Raw genomic sequence first — 22917 nt, 5'->3', positions numbered from 1 at the left:
ACGCCGCCGGATACTCCCGCACCTTCTCGCGGCCCTGAGTTCCCTCCCGCCTTGCCGAGTCCGTTCAGCGCAGGAATTCGGTCAGCGCGGCGGCGACCGCTTCCGGATTCTCCACCTGCGGGTAGTGCCCCGTCGCGGGAGGCTCGTCGAGGACCACGAGCCGCGCGCCCGGCAGCCGCTCGCGCAGGCGAGGCAGTACATGGGCGCCGCTCACCGGGTCCGCGGGACCCCAGACGAACAGCATCGGGCCTCCATAGTTTTCGAGTGCCGATTGCCAGCGGCCGCCGTGCACCCGCCGGTCGTCGATGTAACGCAGCAGCCGATGCTGCACGCGCCTGCCGCCGTTCATCGAGGTCGCTCGCCACATGTCGTGCAGTTCGTCGCCGGAGACCGGACGCCCGAGTATTTCCCGTATCGACCTGCGATACATCGGCTCGGTCGACAGGTACTGCAGGACCGCGCCCGCGGGGCCGTGCAGCAACTTCTGCACGCGGACGGGCCGGTGCAGGTCCGGGTACAGGCCGCCGTTGAGGAACGCGGCGGCGGTGATACGCGCGGCGTCGCGATGCAGTAGCTCCTGGGCGACCGAGACGCCGTAGTCGTGCGCGACCAGAGCCGTCCGGCCGATACCGAGATGGTCCCACACCGCCTCGACGATCGATGCCTGCTCATCGATCGTGTACTCGTGACCGCTCGGCTTCGCGCTCGCACCGAAGCCGAGCAGGTCGAGAGTCGTGACCCGGCAACCGGATTCGGTGAGCGCGGGCATGATCGCAGCCCAGTCATGCGAGGACGTGGGGAAGCCGTGCACCAGGGTCACCGGACGCCCGGCACCGGGACCGTCCTGCCGGTGGAAGATCTCGCGCCCGCCCACCCGGAGGCGTTCGCCGCCCGCGAGCCACTCGTCGAGACTCGGTGATCCCATCGCTGCTCCCTCCGGACTATCACGGTGGCGGCGGCCCGCGGGCGCCATCTTCGTCGAATCGTAAACGCCGGGAGCGCGACCGTCAGGCCGCAAGCAGCTCGTCCAGCCAATCGAAGGTGCGCTGATGCCACAGAGCGACCGCACCCTCGTGGCAGTGCTCGCCACCGCCCTCGTCCTCGCGGAACGCGATGAGGTCCTTGCGGCAGGTCAGCGCGTCGTAGATGCGCTGCGGCTGGCCCTCGAAGAACTGGTCGTTCTCGGCCTCCAGAACCAGTGTCGGACACACGATTCGGTCGGCCAGCCCCGCCATCGTGTACGGCCGGGTCACCTCGACGAGCTCCTGCGCGGTCGACACCCCGAAGGTCCACCGGCCGTTGCGAACGGCCCAGCGCGCCTGCGTGTTCTGCGCCAGCACCGCCTCGAGCCCACCGGGCGCCCGGGCCGCGAGCTCCAGGGTCGTCGCGAACGGTTCATGCATGTCGTAGACGCCGTCGTGCAGCACGCATGCGGCGAGACGGTGCTCGAACGCGGCCGCCCGGGCCGCGAGATAGCCGCCCATGCTCGTGCCGACCAGAACGAGCCGGGCGGGGTCCGCCTCGGGCAGGGCGAGGGCGAAATCGACGACGGGGGTGACGACGGCCTCCCAGTCGGGCCGGAAGTGCAGGCCCTGTTCGCGCACGGTGCTGCCCTGGCCAGGACCGTCGAAGGCCAGGACGTGGTAGCCGCGCCGCAACGCACCGGCGGCGAGCCCGAGGTAGTCCTCCTCGAGGGTGGAGTCGAATCCGCCGTGGTAGAGCACCGTCGGGCGCGGCTGTCCCGAATCGTCCGCGAGGAACAGGTAACCCGGAAGCGTCGTGTCCTCGTAGGGGATCCGCACGGCGCGGGCCGGGGTATCGAGCAGGGCCGCGGCGTCGGCGAAGGTCCGCTGCGACGCCGTGGCCAGCCGTGCGGACTCGGCGTCGTTCGCCGGATCCTCGCGGCGGTAGAAGTCGGCGGTCCGGTAGTAGTTCGACGCGCGCAGCAGCGCCTCGCGCGCGCTCACCCGGTGCCCGGCGGCCAGTGCGTCCCGCCCGATGCCCTCGACCCGGGCGGCCGTCGCGGCCCACTCGGACGACCAGGCGGCCTCGTCGCCCTCGGGGATCCGCCCGCAGGTCACCAGCACCTCGCCGAGTTCGGCGCCGGCATAGGTGGCATATCCGGCCGCGCGCAGCGCCTCGAAGGAAAAGGACTCGTCGTCGTAGAGGAATTTCATCGCCGCTCTCCGCTCATTTTCGGAACGATACGGTGCCGTTCCGTTTCATGAACGACCGTACCGCCGAATCAAATGGAACGCAACCGTTCCGTCTCGGCTATCCTCGGTACATGGCAACCGAGCGAACGGCAACCGGAGGCGCCGCCCTGCGACAGCAGGTGACCGACGCGATCACCGCGGCGACCTTCACCGAACTCGCCGAGGCCGGCTACGCGCGACTGTCCATGGAGGCGATCGCCCGGCGCGCCGGCGTGGGCAAGGCGGCCCTGTATCGGCGCTGGTCGTCCAAGGAGGACATGCTCACCGAGCTGATCCGCGACGCGGTCACCGGGGCGCTGCCCCCGCCCCCTGCCACCGGCGCCCTGCACAGCGACCTACGCGAACTGCTGGACAGCATCCGTGGTCAGTTGGCCAATCCGCTGGTCAGCCGGATCGGCCTCGGACTGCTCTCCGACGCGGGCCGCTCGAGCGCGCTCGAGGAGGTGCTGTACACCGGGGTCGCGGTGCCGCGCCGGGCCGCGGCGCGGGCCGTGCTGGAGGCGGCGATCGACCGCGGCGAGCTGCCGGACCGGCTGGATCTGGAACTCGGCATGGATCTGCTGATCGCGCCGCTGGGCTTCCGGATGCTGATCATGCGCGGCGACATCGACGACGCGTACCTGGAGACGCTGACCTGTGCGGTCGAGGCCGCGTTGCGCGCCGCCGTGCGGTGACCGGCGCGCCGGCGGATCCGGCTACTTACCGTCGATCATCGGACGAGCGGCGCCCTGTCCGTCGTCGTAGTACTCGTGCACGACCGTGCCGTCGACCACATCACCCGACGGGTCGACGACCACACCGCGATATCCGCCCGCCATCGACAGGCGATCGATGCGGCGGTTGGCAAAGGCGGAGACGAAGGGCCGCAACAGGGCTCGGGTGGGCAGCAGCAGGAGCAGGCCCAGCACGGAGGTGACCAGGCCGGGGACGAACATCGCGACCGCGCCGAGGGTGACCAGCGCGCCGTCGGCGACCGCCGCGCCCGGGGTGATCTCCCCGCGCCCGGCACGCCGGAACTGATCGAACACCCGGCGGCCCTGCGAGCGCACCACGATCAGGCCCAGGCCCGAACACGCGATGAGCAGCAGAATCGTCAGGGCGGCACCGATGAAATGGCCGACCACGACGAGGGCGGCGATCTCGACAACCAGGTACAGGGCGAACAGTACGGCGGGCATGACGGTCCTTTCCGAATCCATCTACCCCATTCAACGACCGCGCGACCGGATTTTCTCCCGCCGAGACTGAACCCTTACTGAGAATTCACGCCCCCGGCCGGACCAGCCCCGTCTCATAGGCCAGGACCACCGCCTGCACTCGATCGCGCAGGCCCAGCTTGGTGAGCACGCGGCCCACGTGGGTCTTGACCGTGGCCTCGGACAGGTACAGCTCCCCGGCGATCTCGGCGTTGGAGCGGCCCGCGGCGATCTGCTCGAGCACCTCCCGCTCGCGGGCGGTGAGCACATCCAGCACCGCGCTGTCGCGCATGCCGCCGGGGTCGTCGGCAATCAACCGATCCAGCAGGCGCTTGGTCACCTTCGGGGAGACCACGGCGTCACCCGCGGCCACGCTGCGAATCGCCGAGATCAGGTCCTCCGGCGGGGTGTCCTTGAGCAGAAAGCCGCTCGCGCCCGCCCGCAGCGCGCCGAGGGCGTGTTCGTCCAGGTCGAAGGTGGTCATGACGAGAACCTTGCTGCCGCAGCCGGATTCGAGGATCCGACTCGTCGCGGTGACGCCGTCGACCACCGGCATGCGGACGTCCATCAGCACCACGTCGGGCGCCAGCTCCCGGGCCTGCTGCACGGCCGCGGCGCCGTTGCCGGCCTCCCCCACCACCGTGAGATCGGGGTGCGCCCCCAGCACCATCCGCAGCCCGGCTCGCATCAACTCCTGGTCGTCGACGACGAGTACGGTGATCGGCACCCGTCCAATCTACTTGTCCGCCGGGGCGATCCGTGCGGGCGACCCGACCGGCGACTACTCGGAGCCATCCCGGGTGAGCGGGATGATCGCCCGGACGCGCCAGCCGCCCTCGGGGCGCCGCCCGGCCTCGAGCGAACCACCCAGGACCGCGACGCGCTCGCGCATGCCCACCAGGCCGAGGCCGCTGCCGGTGAGGCCGTTGCGGGCCATCGCGCCGGACGGACGGGCGGACGTGCCCGGCGGCGGATCGGCGGCCGGTTCCTGTGCTACCCACTGATGGCCGATATCGACGACCTCCACCAGCACATCCTCGTCCCGGCGATGCACCCGCACCCACGCCTTCGGGGCGGGGCCCGCATGGCGGAAGGTGTTGGTCAGCGACTCCTGCACGATGCGGTGCACACCCAGGCTCACCTCGGGGGCGATGCTGTCGAGTTCACCGGCCAGCTCCAGTTCGACCGCGAGGCCGGCACTGCGCATCATCCCCACCACCCGCGCCAGGCCGGCGGTGCCGTGCTGTGGCAGCTGTTCGGGGGACTGCTCGGTGCGCAGCAGCGCGACCGTGCGCCGCAGCTCGCGCAGCGCCTCGCGCCCGGTGGCCGCGATGGTGCCCAGCGCCCGATCGGCCGCATCCGGATCGGTGCGCAGCGCGTAGCGGGCGCCGTCGGCATGCACGACGATCACGCTCACCGCATGCGCGACGATATCGTGCAGCTCGCGCGCGACCCGGGTGCGTTCGACCGAAACCGCCTCGTGCGCAGCGCGTTCCCGGTCGTCGTCGGCCACCGCCAGCCGCGCGGCCACCTCGGCGTCGTAGGCGTGGCGGGCGCCGAGGAATTCCGCGAGGGTCCAGCACAGCGCGTAGTACAGCGTCAGGATCGCGATCGTCATCGGGATCGATTCGTGGTTCAGCGCATCGGCCAGGGCCGCGTCGAGGGTCAGTCCGCCGAGATAGATCAGCCCGTCCCGCCGCCCCACGTACGCGACCAGGGTGTACAGCGCGATGCCCAGCGCACCCAGCGCCGGATTCTGCAGGTTTTCGCCGATCGCGCCGCTCACCAGACTGTTGAGAATCGACACGCCCAGCAGCGCAGTCGCACTTGCGCGTGGATACCTGCGCCGCACGATCACCGGCAGCGGAACCAGCACCGCGAATACGAGATAGAGCGCCAGATGCCGCTTGTGAACGGCCGAGGCGAGATCGGCAGCGAGCAGCAGTGCGGCCAGCATCGCATCGGCGACCATGGGCTTGCCGCGGAGCCACAGGCTGAATCGACGCACGTCCTCAGCCTAGAACGCGCGCCCGGGTGCCCGGCCGGACGTGCGGCGCCGCCGCGCACACACGTATCGGGCCCCGGCCATCACATCCACTCGCCGCGACCGATGTCGAGCTGCCTCCGGCACGAATGTCCAGCACCGGCCAGGGGTGTCCGCCGCGCTCAGCAGCGCACCTCGGCGGGCAACGGCCGGGCCCCGGACGCGGCATGGGTCGAATGCCCGGCCAGCCAGGGCGCGAGCACGCGCGAGGTGGTCTCGCGGATCTTGCGCTGCAGGCGTTCGCCGTCCTCGATGGCGTGGCGACCGGAGAACAGGACGGTCAGCGCCCCGGAGACCGCGCCGATCACCGCGCCGACCAGGGCCGCCGCGCCGACGTCGTCCAGCTCGTCCGGAAAGGCCGCGCGCAGCTGACGGGCGATCTCCTGCTGCGCCGCCAGTTGCGCGTGCGCCGCGCGACCGCTGACCGCGGGCACCGTGCGCGAGACCTGAGCCCGCAGGACCGCGATCCTGGCGGCCAGGTCGTCCCCGAGGTGCTCGCCCGGATTGTCGCCGGCCGCACGTAGCGCGCGCAGAAGCACCTCGACCGGCCGCTCGTCCGGGCGGCGGGTCGCGATGGCGTGGACGGCCGCGCGCACGCGCTCGTCGGGCTCGGGGAAGAGCAGTTCTTCCTTGCTCTCGAAGTAATTGAAGAAGGTGCGGGTGCCCACCTCGGCGGCCGCGGCGATGTCGGCGACCGTAGTCGCCTCGTAGCCACGGGATTCGAACATGTCGACGGCGGCCTCGAGCAGGGCGCGGCGGGTGCGTTCTCGCTTGCGGTCACGGAGGGCGGATGGCGGCACGCGGGCAGACAGTACGGCATACGAGATCAAATACCCGGCAGGCTGCGTGTCACCGCGCGTTACACCTCGCGCGCACACGCACAGCCTGCGACATTGCACTCACTGCCAGTTTGCGCGGCGTGTCGCACTGGGCCGCAACGCATTCACCGCGCCGCCCGCCACCGACGCGCCCGCACGCGCGCGGCTCGCCACGGATTCGCCGTCCGCACCCGCACGCTCGGCTTTTGTTCTTGAAGAGGCAGCTCCCGAGCAATTACGGTGTGCTGCGTGAGCATTGCATCCCGTGCCGTGGACGAGGAGTTCCGCGCGCTGCCGCTGGCCGCATTAGCCGAGGCCGCGCTCAGCGCCGCGCGCGCCGCGGGGGCCGGCTACGCCGATCTGCGCGTCCACCGCCAGGTCCGGCAGTCGATCCGGCTGCGGGACGGCCGCGTGGAGGCGGTCACCGACTCCATCGACCTGGGCTTCGCGGTCCGCGTAATCGTCGATGGCACCTGGGGTTTCGCCTCCCACGCCGACCTGTCCCCCGCCACCGCCGTGCAGGTCGCGCGCCGCGCGGTGACGGTGGCGACCACGCTGCGCGCGTTGAACCGCGAGCGCGTGGAGCTGGCGGACGAGCCCGTCTACGGCGACGCGCAGTGGGTCTCGGACTACGCGATCGACCCGTTCGAGGTGCCGACGCCGGAAAAAGTAGCACTGCTGCAGGACTATTCGGAGCGCCTGTCCGCCGCCGACGGCGTCGATCACGTCGAGGCGCACGTGCTACAGGTCAAGGAGCAGACCTACTACACCGACACCGCCGGATCAGCGATCACCCAGCAGCGGGTGCGATTGCATCCGCACCTGGAGGCGATCACGGTGGACGCCGGTGCGGGTGCGTTCGAGACGATGCGCACCCTGGCCGCGCCGGCCGGGCGCGGCTGGGAGTACGTCACCGGCGCCGACGGCGTCTGGGACTGGACAGGAGAACTCGCCCGGATCCCGCAGTGGCTGGCCGAGAAGGTGAAGGCGCCCACGGTTACTCCGGGCCCTACCGATCTGGTTGTCGACCCGACCAATCTGTGGCTCACCATCCACGAATCCATCGGCCACGCCACCGAATACGACCGTGCGATCGGCTATGAGGCGGCCTATGCCGGAACCTCGTTCGCCACACCCGATCAGCTGGGCACGCTGCGGTACGGCACCCCGATCATGCACGTCACGGGCGACCGCGTCGAGCGGCACGGCCTGGCTTCGGTCGGCTACGACGACGAGGGCGTGGCCGGCCAGCGCTGGGATCTGGTGCGCGAGGGCGTGCTCGTGGGCTACCAGCTGGACCGAGTCTTCGCGCCGCGGCTGGGCCTGGACCGCTCCAACGGCTGCTCGTACGCGGATTCGGCCCACCATGTGCCGATTCAGCGGATGGCCAACGTCTCACTGCAGCCGGATCCGGTGCGCGACACCAGCACCGAGGAGCTGATCTCCCGCATCGAGAACGGCATCTACATCGTCGGCGACAAGTCGTGGTCGATCGACATGCAGCGCTACAACTTCCAGTTCACCGGTCAGCGGTTCTTCCGGATCCGCAACGGGCGCTTGGCCGGCCAGCTGCGCGATGTCGCCTATCAGGCCACCACCACCGATTTCTGGGGCTCGATGGAGGCGGTCGGCGGACCCTCCACCTGGGTGCTGGGCGGCGCGTTCAACTGCGGCAAGGCCCAGCCCGGCCAGGTGGCCGCGGTCAGCCACGGTTGCCCGTCGGTCCTGGTGCGCGGGGTCAACATTCTCAATACTCGATCGGAGGCGGGGCGATGAGCGTCCTACACGGCGGCGAGGTCGTCGAGCGGGCCCTGGCCGCCTCGCGGGCCGACGAGGCGATCGTCATCGTCACCGACCGGTCCGAGGCCTCGCTACGCTGGGCCGGAAACTCCATGACCACCAACGGATCCTCGACCTCGCGCGAGTGGGCGGTGGTCTCGATCCTGCGCGAGGGGCCGAATGCCGCCCGGGTCGGCAGCGTGAGCTCGACGAGCGTGGCCGCCGCCGACATCGAATCGGTGGTGCGCGCCAGCGACGAGGCCGCGCGCTCCGCCACGCCCGCGCGCGATGCGATGCCGCTGCTGGACCCCGAGGCGGTGGGCCTGCATCTGGACCCGGGCTGGTCGGGCGAGCCCGCGGCGACGGGCATCGAGGTCTTCACCGGCCTGGCGCGCGAGCTGGCCACCGGTTTCGACGGCGCGGACATGCTGTACGGCTTCGCCGAGCATCAGCTGCACACCACCTGGCTGGGCACCTCGACCGGGATCCGCCGCCGCTGGACCCAGCCGACCGGATCGGTCGAAATCAACGGAAAGCGCGGCGCAGGAGCCGATCTCGCCAGCGCCTGGGTCGGCGCGGGCACCCTCGACTTCGCCGATGTCGACGCCTCCGCACTGCTGACCGAGCTCGCGCGGCGGCTGGACTGGAGCGCCCGCCGCGTCGAGCTCCCCGCCGGACGGTACGAGACGCTGCTGCCCCCATCGGCGGTCGCGGATCTGCTGATCTACATGAACTGGGAGATGCAGGGCCGCGGCGCCAACGAGGGGCACACGGCCTTCTCGCGGGCGGGCGGCACCCGCGTCGGGGAGCGGCTCACCGATCTCGGGTTGACCCTCTACTCGGATCCGAGCGCGACCGGCCTGGAGTACCGCCCGTTCGTGGCCACGGCGGCCTCCTCACCCGCGCTCTCGGTCTTCGACAACGGCCTTCCGGCCCGGCGCGTGGACTGGATCCGCGAGGGCGTCATCGAGAATCTGGTGTATCCGCGGGCCACCGCAACGGAATTCGACGCACCGATCACGGTTCCGGGCGAGAACCTGCTGATGACGGGCGGCTCGGGCGCGACGCTGCCGGAGATGATCGCCCGCACCGAGCGCGGGCTGCTGTTGACCTGCCTCTGGTACATCCGCGAGGTTGATGCTGCCACCCTGCTGCTCACCGGGCTCACCCGCGACGGCGTCTACCTCGTCGAGGACGGCGAGGTCACCGCCGCGGTGAACAACTTCCGCTTCAACGAGAGCCCGCTGGATCTGCTGCGCCGCACGACCGAGGCGGGGGCCACCGAGGTCACGCTGCCACGCGAGTGGAAGGACTGGTTCACCCGCACGGCGATGCCGCCGCTGCGGATTCCCGATTTCCACATGTCCTCGGTCAGCCGCGCGACCTGATCCCAGCCATCTCACCCGGTCCGCCACTGTGCGGGGGCCGCTCGTCCGGACCGGACGTTCGGTCCCCGACCGCACCCGTGTCCCGCACCCATGTGGCAGAATCGCTGGCCAGGACAGCGATGCTCTGCCGCATCGAAACCACTCGGCTCGGGGGCAGGCGCGCACAAGTCGAGGTGGGGACTCAATGACACAGGACACCGGAGCCCCGGTCTTCGGTCCGCTCATCGAGCAGGCCAAGACCGGATCGGTCTCGCTGAATGTGGAGCCGCAGGCGTTCCTGGCGCTGGACAAGGCACTGCAGCAGCGCAAGACGGAGATCCAGTCGATCCAGCAGCTGGTGCAGAAGGTGCACAACCAGGACTCGTGGGGTGTGGGCGAGCAGTCGCCGATCCTGACCTCCGCCCACACGATCGTGCAGCGCCTGCGAGACAAGGGCAGCGGCGGGGCCAACAACGCCTACGACACCCTGCAGGATCATTGGAAGACCGCCGACGAACTGCAGACCCTGTTCCGCACGATCCGTGATCGCCTGCAGCAGACCGACAGCGAGTTCGCCGCCAAACTCCGCGCGGCCCAGGCGGCACTCCCGGAGGCCGGGGGCACCGCGTGACAACCTATGACGCACCCGGAATCACCGATCCGGAGAATGTGGACGCCCTGACCCATCAGCAGATCTACGACGCCTTCCAAACGGTCGGTGATCACTGCGCGGATATCGTCACGGCCTGGCAGCAAGCCGGCGACCAGTGGCGCACCTCCACCACCGGCCTGGTGCAGGCCGTGCGCACCGCCGTGGACGGCCACTGGACCGGCTCCGCCGCCGAGGCCGCGGTGCAGGCGGTGACCGGATACGGCACCCGGGCCACCGATCTGGCCGACCTGTTCGACCAGACCGGGCAGGTCGTGGCGAATACCGCCCAGGCCGCGCAGACCACGAAGGCGTACATATCGAAGCCGGTTCCGGTCACCGCCGACCAGACCAAGGATCCGACCGAATTCGACACCCAGACGCGCAACGCCAGCAAGGCCCAGGACGACGCCCGGCAGACCATGCAGCAGCGCTACGTGGTCCCGTTCACCACCGAAGACGCCCGCATACCGACCTTTCCGCCGGCGAATTCGACCGGAGCCGGCGACAATCCCCTCACCGCGCTGGCGTCGGCGACGACCAACGGTGTGCGGGTGTCGATTCCGGGCGTGGCCAGCATCGATATCCCCGGCCTCGGCACGCGGCCGGACAGCACCGTGCCCGCCGGTGTGCACACCAGCCTTTTCGGTACGCCGGTAACGAATCCCGACGCGAGCGTCACCGCGCTCACGGACAATTCCGTAACGTCGCGCCCGACCGCCAACGACGTGCTCTATCGCCCGCAGGACCGGACCGTACTCACCGGCGACCCGCAGGTTCCGGCCGCTACCCGCCCGGCGAGCACCGCGCCGGTCACCGCTCCGACGACCCCGGCCAGTACATCGCCGCACGATGCCCCGACCGATACGACCTCCCGTGACGGCACACACGACACGCCGCAGCACTCGGATTCGGATACACCCCGCTCGGAGCACGGGACGCACACCACGCCCGCCGACAACGGTTCCCGGTCCGACGGCCGGACTCCCGCCGAAACCCACTCAGCGGCAAACGATTCCGCGGCAAGCCAAGCCGCGGCGAGCCAGACCGCATCGAACCAAGCCGCGGCGAACGAGACGACGTCGAACCAAGCCGCGGCGAGCCAGGCGACCTCGAACCAGGTCACGGCGAACCAAGCGACCTCGAACCAACCCGCGCCGACTACGCACACCGACACCGGCTCGACGGCCGCACCGAGCGCCGGTTCCTCCGGCGGCGCGCAGAATGCCACGGCCACGCCCGGTTCCACAGATTCCGGCGCGGGCGGGTCCTCCGACAGTGGGCGCGGCGGAGCAAATGTCACACAGAACACGCCGCGGCTGCCGACGACGGTGCCGGGTACGGCTCTGCCCGGCGCGCTGGCCGCCTCGAGCGCCGCCGGATCCGCACTGGGCGCGGCGGCCAGTATCGCCGCACCCGCTCTCGGCGCGGGATCGATGATCCCGAATCCCCCATCGACACCGAACATTCCGCCCGCTCCCACCGCTCCGGCGCCAGGCCCTTCGGCCCCTCCGCCGAGCCCCGGCGCCCCCGCACCCGGATCCTCGGCACCCGGGCCGAACCTCCATTCCGGTCCGATCGGCCAGGGACCGAATTCCCCAGCACCGGTACCGAGTTCCCCGACCCCCGGTACGAATCCCCCGAGCCCCGCGCCGAATACCCAGACGCCCAGGCCGATCGCGCCCACCCCGACCGGTGGAACCCCCGCGACTCCGCCGCTCGGGTCGGCCGCCGCGACGAACTCGATTCCCCCCGACGCGCTGACCGAGCCCGCGGCGACCGCGATCACCGGCGCGGCCGCGGCCGAACTCAGCGACGACCCACACCAGCACCACGATCCGCGGATGCCGCGCATGCGGGTCAAATACGAGGGCGACCGCGACCGAATCGGCAAGACCGTCGACCTCGGCAACGAGTCGACAACGGCCGAGATGGCGCGCACCGAGGACTACGTCCAGGCCACCATCGGCGACCACACGCGTCGAGACAACCGGGAACGAGCGGCGACCGAGGACGAACTCAACCCCGCCGCAGCCGAAACAGCGGGCGCCGAACCGCCTGTCGAGCCGGTCATCGGCGAATACGGATCCGCGGTCGACCAGGACCCCGCCAGTCCGATATTCGACCGCGGTGTCGGGTCCACCCCGCACACCGATCAGAACGTTCAACCACAGATCGGTGACCACACCGCCCGAGGCGACCACGAGAGGCCCGATACCGGTACCACGCGGGGCAACGAGCCCACCGTCGCCGAAACACCATCCACGGCGCACCTCGTTCAGCCGGCGATCGGTAACCCCGGCATCGGATCCGCCGCCGCCGAGACGATACGCGCGAACGATGTACGACCGTCCATGGCCGGAACAGAGTTCGCCGGACCGCATGTCGAGCCCGTAATCGGCGAATACGGATCCGCGGACGACGTCGGTGACCACACCCCCGAAAGCGCCCGCAGCGGGCTCGATTCCGGGGCAGCCCCGGGCAACGAGCCCCGCACCGCCCCAACACCACCCACCGAAAGCTACGTCCAGCCCACGATCGGCGAATACCCGTCCCCGGACGATCCGAACCGGGAAGGCGCCGATCCCCGCGGCGAATCCCTTACCGCCGGAACGACACTCAGCGGGCAGTACGTTCAGCCCACGATAGGTGAATAATGACCACTTGGTCGTTCGACGAGGAGGAATTCGCAGCCCTGTGGTTCGGGCCGGCGAACGACCGCATGCTCTATCCGCTCACCTATCTGTCTCGCTTCGCCCATGTGAACGAGCGTGACCGCTACTGGGAGCACATCCGCCACGAGTATTCCGACCAGGGCAGGCTGACCTGGAACGAGGCAGACCTGCTGCGGCGCGCGTTCCGTGTGCTCACCGAGCCGGAGGTGTGGGCCGAGATTCACGGCGTCTCCGACCAGGCGGGCCCGATCCGGGTCACCGCCGCCCGCCACGACCGGCACGCCGCTCTCGCAATACAATTCACTCGCCGCCCGCGCATCGAGGTCAGCATCATCTCCGCGGACCGGCTGTCCACTCAGCTGGGTGGCCTGCTGCCGCGGGTCGCGCCGGGCAGTCATCCACCCCAGGCGTTCGCGGTGGCCGACCTGTACCCCGAGCGCCAACCGGAACTGCACTACACCGGGGAATCCACGCCGCTGCAACGCTATCGGCGACTGGTTCGCCGCCCGGCCGGTGGCGCCGGCGTGATCACCGTATTCCGCGGCCCCCGGAACCTCGGCGGCAAGCAGCCACGCAAGGTCGGCACGGTCCGCTGGTACGACATTCACGACGACGGCCGATACCTGGAGACGGGCAACCGCACCATCACCGTCCAGCCGGCCGACGCCGGCGCGGTGCAGGGCGCAGTCGCCCGCCTGCTCGACCTCGCCCTGTTCGAATACCGCGACTTCGTCGACGATATAGGCGAATTCGTTACGCACTAGCCGACATCCACCTCGGGTGGAGTGCGCACACCATCTCGGCCGCGGCCGATGCGAGCGTCCCCATCGCCGTCCGGCCCCCGGAAGCGATCGACGCGAGCCACCCAGCACAGACCCCGGGCCGAGACCCGCCTCACCGCGGTCACGGAGGACGCCGAGAAGTGCTCGACATCGCTCGCGCCCTCCGCTGAACCGACCGCTGGACTACTGCGCGGTGAAGCCGCCGTCGATCGCCAGCGCCGCGCCGGTGACGAAGCTCGCCTCGTCGCTGAGCAGATAGGCGCACAGCGAGGCGATCTCGCCGGGCCGGGAGATGCGGCCCAGCGGATGCAGGGCGGCCACCGCGGCCGCGCCCTCCGGTGTCGCACCCATCGAGCCGCGAAACGCCGGAGTGTCGACCGCGCCGGACACCAGCGCGTTCACCCGGACGCCCTGCGCGGCCGTTTCGAGAGCAACGGCCTTGGTCAGGCCGACGACGCCATGTTTGGCGGCCACATACGGCGCCACCGAGCCCATGCCCACCACGCCCAGGTTCGACGCATTGTTCAGAATCGCGCCGCCGCCCGAGGCGATGATCGCCGGAATCTGCTGGCGCAGGCCGTAATACACCCCGGTGAGGTTCAGTTCCAGATCGGCGCGCCAGCTCGCCTCGTCGATGTCCTGGATCGGGCCGAACGCCTTGACGGCGCCAGCATTGTTGAACGCCGCGTCCAGCCTGCCGAATTCCTCGATCGCGGTGCCGGTCAGGCGCTCCTGGTCGGCGGGGTCGGTGACATCGGCCGAGACGAACACGGCGCGGCCGCCCGCCGCCCGGATCTCGGCGGTCACCCGGTCGCCGTCCGTCTTTCCCCTCGCACCCAGCACAACCGCGGCGCCCTCGGCCGCGACGCGCCGCGCGACCGCCTCGCCCACACCCGAGGTTGCGCCGGTGATCAGCACAACCTTGGACTCGAAGCGAGAATTCATCACAGACTCCATTTCTGTCGCACCATTCGCGATCTCGTCGCATCGACAAGTCAAGCCCGGGCGACAGGCGGAAGCTGGCGAGAATCGGACCGCGCGCTCAGCCTGCGCGGGGTGGCCGATTCGATTCCCATGTGCCGCCCTGCCGGTGAGCGGGGGCGGCGTGATGCGGTTGAGGGGACCCGGGACCGCCACTGAACACGCCGACCTGCACGGCCTCCCGCCGCCCCTGCATCCGCACCAGCGCCGGCGCCCGCGGAAGAAGCGCTCGATCAGCCGCGCGATGTCGGCCTCGGGCACTCCGGTCCAGTTCTCGGTGACGCGGTCGATACGGCAAGTCCCACGCGTGAACAACCGACGCGATCGCGGACCATCGATTCGGCCCGCGGCGAACGGGGGCACCGACGGCCCACAGGCGAGCGCATGCTGGTGGGAAGGTTGTAATGATGTAAGCAGGTGATCGCGGTGGACGACGAAACGATCCGGTCCCGTGAGTCCGGCACTTCGGACGACGCGGCCGAGTTGGATGCCTACTCGCGCACGGTGATCTCGGTGGCACGGGCGGTGACCCCGCACGTGGCGAGCGTGCAGACGCCGCGCGGCGGCGGGTCGGCGGTGGTGTTCACCGACGACGGATTCCTGCTCACCAATGCGCATGTGGTGGGGTCGGCGGGCAGCGGCGATGTCGTCTTCGCCGATGGCACCGAATCGCGGTTCGACGTGGTCGGGGTCGATCCGCTCTCGGATCTGGCGATACTGCGTGCCCGCGGCGGCGCGCCGGCCGCCGCTGTCCTCGGCGATGCCGACTCCCTGGTCGTCGGGCGGCTGGTGGTGGCGGTCGGCAGCCCGCTCGGCTTGGCCGGATCGGTCACCGCGGGCGTGGTCAGCGCCCTGGGGCGCGCGGTTCCCGTCGGGGATCGCCGCATCGCCCGCGTGATCGAGGATGTCATCCAGACCGACGCCGCACTCAATCCTGGCAACTCCGGTGGCGCACTGGCCGATTCGTCCGGACGGGTGGTCGGGGTCAATACCGCCGTCGCGGGAATCGGCCTGGGACTGGCGATTCCGATCAATTCGACCACCCGCCGGATCATCAGCACGCTGCTCACCGACGGCCGGGTGCGGCGCGCCTATCTCGGCGTGGTGGGCGTGCCCGCACCGCTACCCGAGGCGGTGGCCACCCGCACCGGCCAGCGCGCGGCGCTGCGGATCATGGAAGTGGTGCGCGACGGCCCCGCCGCCCGCGCCGGCCTGCGCCGCGGCGATCTGGTGCTCAGCGTCGATCGCACGAAAATCCATGACGCCCAGGGTATTCAACGCCACCTGTTCGCGGACGCCATCGGCCGCTCGCTGCCGGTCACCGTCCTGCGCAACGGGGCGATGGTCGACGTCATCGCTGTACCGACCGAACTGACCGTCGGCTGATCGGCACCGGCGGCCATCGCACGCAATCCGGCCGCCCCTAGGCGTACCTCCGCATTCGCTCCGGCCATGCGCGGCTTCGGACGGCTTCGCCGACGGCGCCCATTATGCGGATTCGGCCAGTGCCGCGGCCTGCCAGACGTCCGCGAGGTCCTGCAGCGGGATGTGCAGGGCGCGGCTCAGGCCGACGACCGTGCCGAAGGCCGGGCTGGGAAGGCGGCCGGATTCGATCTTCCGGAGGGTCTCCGGTGAGATCCCGGCCGAGGCCGCGACCTCACCGAGGTCCCGACCGGCACGGGCCGAGCGCAGGCAGGCGCCCAGGCGGCGACCGGCCTCGATCTGGGCTGGGGTGAGCGGCAGTCGGACCATGCGGCCAGCGTACGGCCGGTATTAAAATAACGCAAAGTGGTATACAAATACCGGCTGCGCTACAGTGGTATTTAAATACCATTACAGGAGAGGTCATCGTGGTCGAGCTGAAGACGCCCGCCGAGATCGAGAAGATGCGCGTGACAGGGCAATTCGTCGCCGAGACGCTGGCGGCGCTGCGCGAGCGCGCCCGCGTGGGCGTGAATCTGCTGGAACTCGAGCGGTTCGTGCGCGAGCGCATCCGGGAGCGCGGTGCGGTCTCGTGCTACTGGGATTACGCGCCCTCCTTCGGCCGCGGCCCGTTCCGCAACACCGTCTGCCTTTCGGTGAACGATGCTGTGCTGCACGGACTTCCGTTCGATTACACGCTACGCGACGGCGACATGCTGACCGCGGATCTGGCGGTCGGGATCGATGGCTGGGTCGCCGACGCCGCGACCACCGTCATCGTCGGCACACCCGCCGAGCCCGACGTGCGCCTGGCCACCGCCACCGAGGAGGCCCTCGCGGCGGCCATCGCGGTCGCGGTGCCCGGCAACCGGATCGGCGACCTCTCCGCCGCGATCTCCGCGGTGGCCCGCGCACACGGATATCCGGTGAACACCGAATTCGGCGGCCACGGCCTGGGCCGCACCATGCACGAGGATCCGCACGTCGCCAACGACGGCCGTCCGGGCCGCGGCCTGCGCCTGCGGCCAGGCCTGACCATCGCCATCGAGCCGTGGTTCGCGGCCACCACCGACAAGATCGTCGTCGACCCCGACGGCTGGACGCTGCGCTCGGCCGACGGCTCACGCACCGCCCACAGCGAGCACACGATCGCCGTCACCGCCGACGGGCCGCAGATCCTCACCCTCGCGGCCTGAAACGGCCGCCGCTCTCACGGCAACTCGGCCCGGATCGGCTGCTCTGGAATGCGTATCGACCAGCGAGATCGGCGCTGCACACCGGCGAGGCCACGGGGAATGACGTCGGTCGGGATCCGCCGGCCGCCTGTGCCGTGCGGAATCCGCATCGACGGGCCCGGGATCGGCGACGCATCGGCGGGCCGAACCGCCAGGCATGTCTGCCGTCCCGCCTCCGAACCAACTAGGCTGTGGCCGTGGACAATCCCTTCGGCGCGATCGGCACCGCGAATTACGTTCTGCTGACCACGTTCCGCAAGAACGGCACACCGGTGGGCACGCCGCTCTGGGCGGCCCTGGACGACGGCAAGCTCTACGTCTGGACGGTCACCGACAGCTGGAAGGTCAAGCGGATCCGCAACAATCCCGCGGTGACCCTGCAGCCGTGCAGCGCCGGCGGCAAGACTCGCGGCGCGGTGGTGAACGGCAACGCGCGGATCCTGGACGAGGCCGGCAGCGACCGGGTCCGCGGCCTGATCAAGCGGAAGTATTCGCTGCAGGGCTGGCTGATCGTGACCGGCAGCCAATGGCGGCGCGGGCGCGGCGGCACCGTAGGCATCGAAATCACGGCCGACGCATAAATTCGGGACGGTAGGGCCAGCGCCTCGGGCCCGACTCGGCCGTAGGCACTGCCCGCGACTACCCCGCGGCGGCCCGTTCGGTGATTGCGATGCCGATCGAGCGGTCGCTCCCGAGGAACAGCTTGTGCGCCCGGATCAACACGGTGCCGAGCGCCCCGTACTTGTGCCCGACCAGCCCGCGCACCCGCTCGGTCCCGGGCGCGTCGAGGAGTTCGGCGGTGCCGTTCAGCACCTCACCCCCGGCCGGCTGCCCGCGGCGATCGCATTCCTGCAGGGTGACCTCGGGATTGCGGCGGATCCGCTTGACCTTCCATGCCTTGGGATTGGTCCACACCACAATCCGGTCGCCGTCGGGTGCGACCCACACGGGAGCCCCGACCGGTGTGCCGTCCTTTTTATAGGTCGTCAGCACCGCGTATTTGCTCTGTGCCAGCTCGTTCCAGGTCATGCGACAACGCTATGCCTCGAGCGCTCCCGGTACATCCGTTCCCGGACGCACCCGCGCATACGACCACGGTCGTAGGCGGCCACGCCATCACGCACTCCGGTTACGCGTGCGAGGCTTCGGGCCGCTCACGAGGTGCGCGGACCCCTACTCCAACTCACCCTCGGTCTCGAGATACACCTGCCGCAGCCGATCCAGCGTCTCCCGCTCCGGCGCTTCCCACAGCCCGCGCTCGGCGGCCTCCAGCAGTCGCTCGGCGATGCCGTGCAGCGCCCACGGATTCGACTGCTCCATGAACTTGCGGTTGGTCTCGTCGAATACGTAACTCTCGGAAAGCTTTTCGTACATCCAGTCGGCCACGACATTGGTCGTCGCGTCGTAGCCGAACAGATAGTCGACGGTGGCGGCCATCTCGAACGCGCCCTTGTAGCCGTGCCGGCGCATGGCCTCGAGCCAGCGGGGATTCACCACCCGGGCGCGGAATACCCGGGTGGTCTCCTCCGACAGCGTGCGGGTGCGCACCGCATCGGGCCGGGTGCTGTCGCCGATGTAGGCCTCCGGATTCGTGCCGGTCAGCGCCCGGACCGCGGCGACCATGCCACCGTGATACTGGAAGTAGTCGTCGGAGTCGGCGATGTCGTGCTCGCGGGTGTCGGTGTTCTTGGCCGCGACCGCGATGCGGCGATAGGCGCTGCGCATATCGTCCGCCGCGGGCGCGCCGTCCAGGTCGCGGCCGTAGGCGAAGCCGCCCCACGCGGTGTAGACCTGTGCGAGGTCGTCGTCGGTGCGCCAACTCTTGGAGTCGATCAGCTGCAGCAGACCCGCGCCGTAGGTGCCCGGCTTGGAGCCGAATATGCGTGTGGTGGAACGCCGTTCGTCGCCGTGCTCGGCCAGGTCGGCCCGACTGTGGGCGCGGACGTAATTCGACTCGGCGGGCTCGTCCAGGGCCGCGACAAGGCGCACCGCATCGTCGAGCATCGCGAGCACGTGCGGGAAGGCGTCGCGGAAGAACCCGCTGATCCGGACCGTCACATCGATGCGCGGGCGGCCGAGTTCCGCCGGCGAGATCGGTTCCAGGGTGGTGACCCGTCGGCTGGCCTCGTCCCAGACCGGCCGGACGCCCAGCAGCGCCAGCACCTCGGCGATATCGTCGCCCGAGGTCCGCATCGCCGAGGTGCCCCACACCGACAGGCCCACCGAGCGCGGATACCCGCCGTGATCGGCGAGGTACCGCTCCAGCAGCGAGTCAGCCATGGCCTGGCCGGTCTCCCAGGCCAGGCGCGAGGGCACGGCCTTGGGATCCACCGAGTAGAAGTTGCGACCGGTCGGCAGCACGTTGATCAGGCCCCGCAGCGGTGACCCGCTCGGCCCGGCCGGGATGAATCCGCCGTTCAACGCGTGCAGGATGCGTGAGATCTCGACCCCGGTCCGGCGCAACCGCGGCACCACCTCCGTCGCGGCGAAACCGAGGACTCGGCGAACCGCGGCCCGCCGTTCATCCTGGCCTTCCGGCGAATTCGCCCCTGCCGGGACGGCGGCGTTCACGAACAGGCTCTCGGTGAGCGCGTCGATGGCATCGACGTCCCAGTCGGACTCCTGCATCGCCGAGACGAGTTCGCGCGCCAGCTTCTCGAACGCGTCCACCCGCTCGCGCGACTCGTCACCGGATTCGCTCAGCCCCAACGCCTCTCGCAGGCCGGGCACATGATCCTCACCGCTCCACAGCTGCCGGGCGCGCAGCATGGCCAGGACCAGGTCCACCTCGGCCTCGCCGGTGGGCGCCTGGCCCAGCACGTGCAACCCGTCGCGGATCTGCACATCCTTGATCTCACACAGCCAGCCGTCGACGTGCAGCAGCATGTCGTCGAAGGACTCCTCGTCCGGGCGCTCGGCCAGTCCCAGATCGTGGTCCATCTTGGCCGCGCGCATCAGAGTCCAGATCTGCTGGCGGATGGCGGGCAGTTTGGCCGGGTCCAGGGCGGAGATGTTGGCGTGCTCGTCGAGCAGCTGCTCGAGCCGGGAGATGTCGCCGTAGGTCTCCGCGCGCGCCATCGGCGGGATCAGGTGGTCCACCAGGGTGGCGTGGGCGCGGCGCTTGGCCTGGGTGCCCTCGCCCGGATCGTTCACCAGGAACGGGTAGATCAGCGGCAGATCGCCCAGCGCGGCGTCGGTGCCGCAGGACGCGGACATGCCCAGCGTCTTACCCGGCAGCCACTCCAGATTGCCGTGCTTGCCCAGGTGTACCACCGCGTCGGCGGCGAAGCCGTCGGCGTCGGCCAGCCAGCGGTAGGCGGCCAGGTAGTGGTGGCTCGGCGGCAGGTCCGGATCGTGATAGATCGCGACCGGGTTCTCACCGAATCCGCGCGGCGGCTGCACTATCAGCACCACATTGCCGAATCGCAGTGCGGCGATGACGATCTCACCCTTGGGGTCCGCCGAACGGTCGACGTACATCTCGCCCGGCGGCGGGCCCCACGCCTCGACCACCGCGGCCCGGAAATCCGCGGGAAGCGTGCTGAACCAGGCGGCGTACGCGTCCGCACCGATCCGAATCGGGTTGCCCTCCAACTGTTCCGCGGTGAGCCAGTCCGGATCCTGGCCGCCGGCGGCGATGAGGGCGTGAATCAGTGCGTCGCCGTCGCCCTGTTCGAGTCCGGGAATCTCCCCGTGAGCCCCCAGATCGTAACCGGCGGACCGCATCTCGGACAGCAGCGCGATCGCGCTGGCCGGGGTGTCCAGGCCGACGGCGTTGCCGATCCGGGCGTGCTTGGTGGGATAGGCGGACAGCATGAGCGCGATCTTCTTGTCCTCCACCGGAATATGACGCAGCCGCGCGTGCCGCACCGCGATGCCGGCCACCCGGGCGGCCCGCTCGGGATCGGGGACGTAGGTGGACAGCCCGTCCTGGTCGAACTCCTTGAACGAGAAAGGAACCGTGATGATGCGGCCGTCGAATTCGGGCACCGCCACCTGGGTGGCCACGTCCAGCGGGGACAGCCCCTCGTCGGCGGCCGCCCACTGCTCGCGCCCCGAGGTCAGGCACAGGCCCTGCAGGATGGGCACATCCAGGTCGGCCAGCGCGCCGATGTCCCAGGCCTCGTCGTCGCCGCCCGCCGAGGCGGTGGCGGGCCGGGTGCCACCCGCGGCGAGCACTGTCACCACGAGGGCATCCGCGGCGCGCAGGGTGTCGATCAGTTCCGGCTCGGCGGTGCGCAGCGAGGCACAGTACAGCGGCAGCGGGCGGGCGCCCGCGCCTTCGATCGCCGCGCACAGCGCCTCGATGTAGGCGGTGTTCCCGGCCAGGTGCTGGGCGCGGTAGTAGAGCACCGCCACCGTCGGGCCGGTGATCCCGGCGCGCGGCGTGCGCTCCAGTTCACCCCAGTTCGGCAGCTGGACGGCCGGCTCGAAGCCGTGACCGGTGAGCAGCACCGTGTCCGACAGGAAGTTGTGCAGCTGAAGCAGATTCCCCGCACCGCCCGCGGCCAGATAGTTGTGCGCGTCGGCCGCGACACCGCCGGGCACGGTGGAGCACTCCATCAGCTCGGCATCGGGCGCCATTTCGCCGCCGAGCGCCACCACCGGAGCTCCGCTGGCACGCACCGCCTCGAGCCCCTCCTCCCAGGCGCGGCGACCGCCCAGGATGCGCACCACCACCAGATCCGCGCCCTCGAGCAGGGCGGGCAGATCCTCGAGTAGCAGCCGGGCCGGATTGGCCAGCCGGTAGCCCGCCCCGCTGGCCCGCGCGGACAGCAGGTCGGTGTCGGAGGTGGACAGCAACAGGATCACGATTCGGACCTTTCCTCGGGGTAACGCGCCCATCAGGGTGTACGCCCGCCGGGAGGGTCTGACTGTCACAGTGGCGCGACCGTACCGGAATTGCACCGGATTCCTCGTGTGGGGCAGGCATCGGGGATGCTACAGCCGACCCCCGACACGGGCCGCGAGGACCCTTCCCGACCTGCGAATTCCGCTCCCGGACCGGACATCACCGGCGTACGCTCGACATATGCCGAACTCACCAGGATGGGCCAGGCGAAATCGCTTCGCTGCCTGGTCAGGAATTATTTGCATGATGGTTGCCGTTGCATTGCTCGCAATGACGCTCGCGTCCGCCGCCGAACATCGCAACACCCTGGCAGTCATCGCTGGCTGCGCCTGCGCGACGATCGCCCTGACGGGTCTGCTGGTCTTCGAATCCACGGCCCACCGAGACCGGATCCACCGTCACGAGAAACCACATCTGTTGTCCGAGAGCTACGCTCCACCCCCGCGGTGGGCGCGGCGCGTCCGGCTGCGCCTGTTGATCGGGGAGAGAGGACGCTGAGAATATGCCGATGCCCCCTAACTGGGTCCGCCGCAATCACTTTGCCGCATGGTCCGGCTACTTCTGCGCACTGGTAACTTTCGCGACGCTGGCGATGACACTCACGGCCGCGGGCAGCGGCCACACCGAGTGGGCGGTGATCTGCGGGACCCTGTGCGCGCTGACCCTCCTGTACGGCCTCACCGTCATCGCGACCACGGTCCACCGCGACCACGCCGACCATCACGCCACCCCGAATCTGCTCGCCGACGAGTGGGACCAGACGCCGCGGGCGCTGCGCACGCGCGCGATGCTCACCCCGGTGCGGGCGCGCGCCCGGCGTCGCCACATCGGGGCCTGAGTACATCGCCCAACGGACCGCGCAAGGGTTGTGAGCGGCCCGAACAGGCCGCGCCGTAGGCTG

21 protein-coding genes are annotated in these 22917 nt (G+C 70.2%); 11 read left to right on the top strand and 10 right to left on the bottom strand.

The window, feature by feature from the left end; all coding sequences use genetic code 11:
* Positions 1-64: 64 nt before the first annotated feature.
* Positions 65-925 (bottom strand): alpha/beta fold hydrolase, encoded by an 861-nt coding sequence (locus KO481_RS11230; protein WP_215916987.1) that lies wholly within the window; start codon positions 923-925, stop codon positions 65-67.
* A gap of 82 nt (positions 926-1007) precedes the next feature.
* Positions 1008-2177 carry an alpha/beta hydrolase family protein gene (locus KO481_RS11225; RefSeq protein ID WP_215916986.1) on the bottom strand — a complete coding sequence of 390 codons (1170 nt, stop codon included), beginning with the start codon at positions 2175-2177 and terminating at the stop codon, positions 1008-1010.
* A 110-nt stretch (positions 2178-2287) separates the two neighbouring features.
* Here KO481_RS11225 and KO481_RS11220 point away from each other — a divergent pair, with 110 nt between their 5' ends.
* Positions 2288-2890, top strand: a complete 603-nt coding sequence (locus KO481_RS11220; protein ID WP_215916985.1) for a TetR/AcrR family transcriptional regulator — start codon at positions 2288-2290, stop codon at positions 2888-2890.
* Positions 2891-2911: 21 nt separating this feature from the next.
* Here KO481_RS11220 and KO481_RS11215 read toward each other — a convergent pair whose 3' ends face one another.
* From KO481_RS11215 to KO481_RS11200, 4 genes are all read right to left on the bottom strand, one after another.
* Positions 2912-3394, bottom strand: coding sequence for an FxsA family protein (locus tag KO481_RS11215; protein ID WP_215917350.1), 483 nt, complete (start codon positions 3392-3394; stop codon positions 2912-2914).
* Positions 3395-3479: 85 nt separating this feature from the next.
* A complete protein-coding gene (locus tag KO481_RS11210; RefSeq protein WP_215916984.1) occupies positions 3480-4139 on the bottom strand; it encodes a response regulator in 660 nt (219 codons plus the stop codon).
* 54 nt (positions 4140-4193) lie between these two features.
* Positions 4194-5420, bottom strand: a complete 1227-nt coding sequence (locus tag KO481_RS11205; RefSeq protein ID WP_215916983.1) for a sensor histidine kinase — start codon at positions 5418-5420, stop codon at positions 4194-4196.
* A 158-nt stretch (positions 5421-5578) separates the two neighbouring features.
* Positions 5579-6256, bottom strand: a complete 678-nt coding sequence (locus KO481_RS11200) for a TetR/AcrR family transcriptional regulator (RefSeq protein WP_308166508.1) — start codon at positions 6254-6256, stop codon at positions 5579-5581.
* 267 nt (positions 6257-6523) lie between these two features.
* Between KO481_RS11200 and KO481_RS11195 the strand changes: the two genes are divergently transcribed.
* The 5 genes from KO481_RS11195 to KO481_RS11175 all read left to right on the top strand — a co-directional run bounded on the left by KO481_RS11195 (position 6524) and on the right by KO481_RS11175 (position 13508).
* Positions 6524-8050: a TldD/PmbA family protein gene (locus KO481_RS11195; RefSeq protein ID WP_308166507.1), complete on the top strand. Its 1527-nt coding sequence runs from the start codon at positions 6524-6526 to the stop codon at positions 8048-8050.
* On the top strand, positions 8047-9441 hold the full coding sequence (locus KO481_RS11190) for a metallopeptidase TldD-related protein (RefSeq protein ID WP_215916982.1): 1395 nt from the start codon (positions 8047-8049) through the stop codon (positions 9439-9441). The genes KO481_RS11195 and KO481_RS11190 overlap by 4 nt, the downstream gene beginning before the upstream one ends.
* A 184-nt stretch (positions 9442-9625) precedes the next feature.
* Entirely contained in the window at positions 9626-10051 is a 426-nt protein-coding gene (locus tag KO481_RS11185) for a hypothetical protein (RefSeq protein WP_215916981.1), read from the top strand.
* Positions 10048-12726, top strand: a complete 2679-nt coding sequence (locus KO481_RS11180; protein WP_215916980.1) for a hypothetical protein — start codon at positions 10048-10050, stop codon at positions 12724-12726. The genes KO481_RS11185 and KO481_RS11180 overlap by 4 nt, the downstream gene beginning before the upstream one ends.
* Positions 12726-13508: an ESX secretion-associated protein EspG gene (locus KO481_RS11175; protein ID WP_215916979.1), complete on the top strand. Its 783-nt coding sequence runs from the start codon at positions 12726-12728 to the stop codon at positions 13506-13508. The genes KO481_RS11180 and KO481_RS11175 overlap by 1 nt, the downstream gene beginning before the upstream one ends.
* 201 nt (positions 13509-13709) lie before the next feature.
* Here the strand turns inward: KO481_RS11175 and KO481_RS11170 are convergent, their stop codons facing one another.
* On the bottom strand, positions 13710-14471 hold the full coding sequence (locus KO481_RS11170; RefSeq protein ID WP_215916978.1) for an SDR family NAD(P)-dependent oxidoreductase: 762 nt from the start codon (positions 14469-14471) through the stop codon (positions 13710-13712).
* Positions 14472-14933: 462 nt separating this feature from the next.
* Between KO481_RS11170 and KO481_RS11165 the strand changes: the two genes are divergently transcribed.
* Positions 14934-15893, top strand: coding sequence for a S1C family serine protease (locus KO481_RS11165; protein WP_308166506.1), 960 nt, complete (start codon positions 14934-14936; stop codon positions 15891-15893).
* Positions 15894-15995: 102 nt separating this feature from the next.
* Here KO481_RS11165 and KO481_RS11160 read toward each other — a convergent pair whose 3' ends face one another.
* Positions 15996-16259 (bottom strand): helix-turn-helix transcriptional regulator, encoded by a 264-nt coding sequence (locus tag KO481_RS11160; protein ID WP_215916977.1) that lies wholly within the window; start codon positions 16257-16259, stop codon positions 15996-15998.
* A gap of 98 nt (positions 16260-16357) precedes the next feature.
* On the opposite strand from KO481_RS11160, the gene map reads away from it, so the two are divergent.
* Positions 16358-17125, top strand: a complete 768-nt coding sequence (map, locus tag KO481_RS11155; protein WP_215916976.1) for a type I methionyl aminopeptidase — start codon at positions 16358-16360, stop codon at positions 17123-17125.
* A 236-nt stretch (positions 17126-17361) separates the two neighbouring features.
* Entirely contained in the window at positions 17362-17745 is a 384-nt protein-coding gene (locus KO481_RS11150; protein ID WP_215916975.1) for a PPOX class F420-dependent oxidoreductase, read from the top strand.
* A gap of 58 nt (positions 17746-17803) precedes the next feature.
* Here KO481_RS11150 and KO481_RS11145 read toward each other — a convergent pair whose 3' ends face one another.
* The gene (locus tag KO481_RS11145) at positions 17804-18193 is read right to left on the bottom strand and encodes a PPOX class F420-dependent oxidoreductase (RefSeq protein WP_215916974.1); all 390 of its coding nucleotides are present in this window, start codon (positions 18191-18193) and stop codon (positions 17804-17806) included.
* Positions 18194-18337: 144 nt separating this feature from the next.
* Positions 18338-21976 (bottom strand): cobaltochelatase subunit CobN, encoded by a 3639-nt coding sequence (gene cobN / locus KO481_RS11140; RefSeq protein WP_215917346.1) that lies wholly within the window; start codon positions 21974-21976, stop codon positions 18338-18340.
* A gap of 283 nt (positions 21977-22259) precedes the next feature.
* Here cobN and KO481_RS11135 point away from each other — a divergent pair, with 283 nt between their 5' ends.
* Positions 22260-22514: a hypothetical protein gene (locus KO481_RS11135; RefSeq protein ID WP_215916973.1), complete on the top strand. Its 255-nt coding sequence runs from the start codon at positions 22260-22262 to the stop codon at positions 22512-22514.
* A 10-nt stretch (positions 22515-22524) separates the two neighbouring features.
* Positions 22525-22854 (top strand): hypothetical protein, encoded by a 330-nt coding sequence (locus KO481_RS11130; RefSeq protein WP_215916972.1) that lies wholly within the window; start codon positions 22525-22527, stop codon positions 22852-22854.
* Positions 22855-22917: the final 63 nt, after the last annotated feature.

The sequence above is a fragment of the Nocardia albiluteola genome (assembly GCF_018860155.1).
GTDB classification, from domain to species: Bacteria; Actinomycetota; Actinomycetes; order Mycobacteriales; family Mycobacteriaceae; genus Nocardia; species Nocardia albiluteola.
The sequence above is the reverse complement of the archived record's forward strand: the minus strand, read 5'-3'. Positions and strand labels throughout refer to the sequence as shown.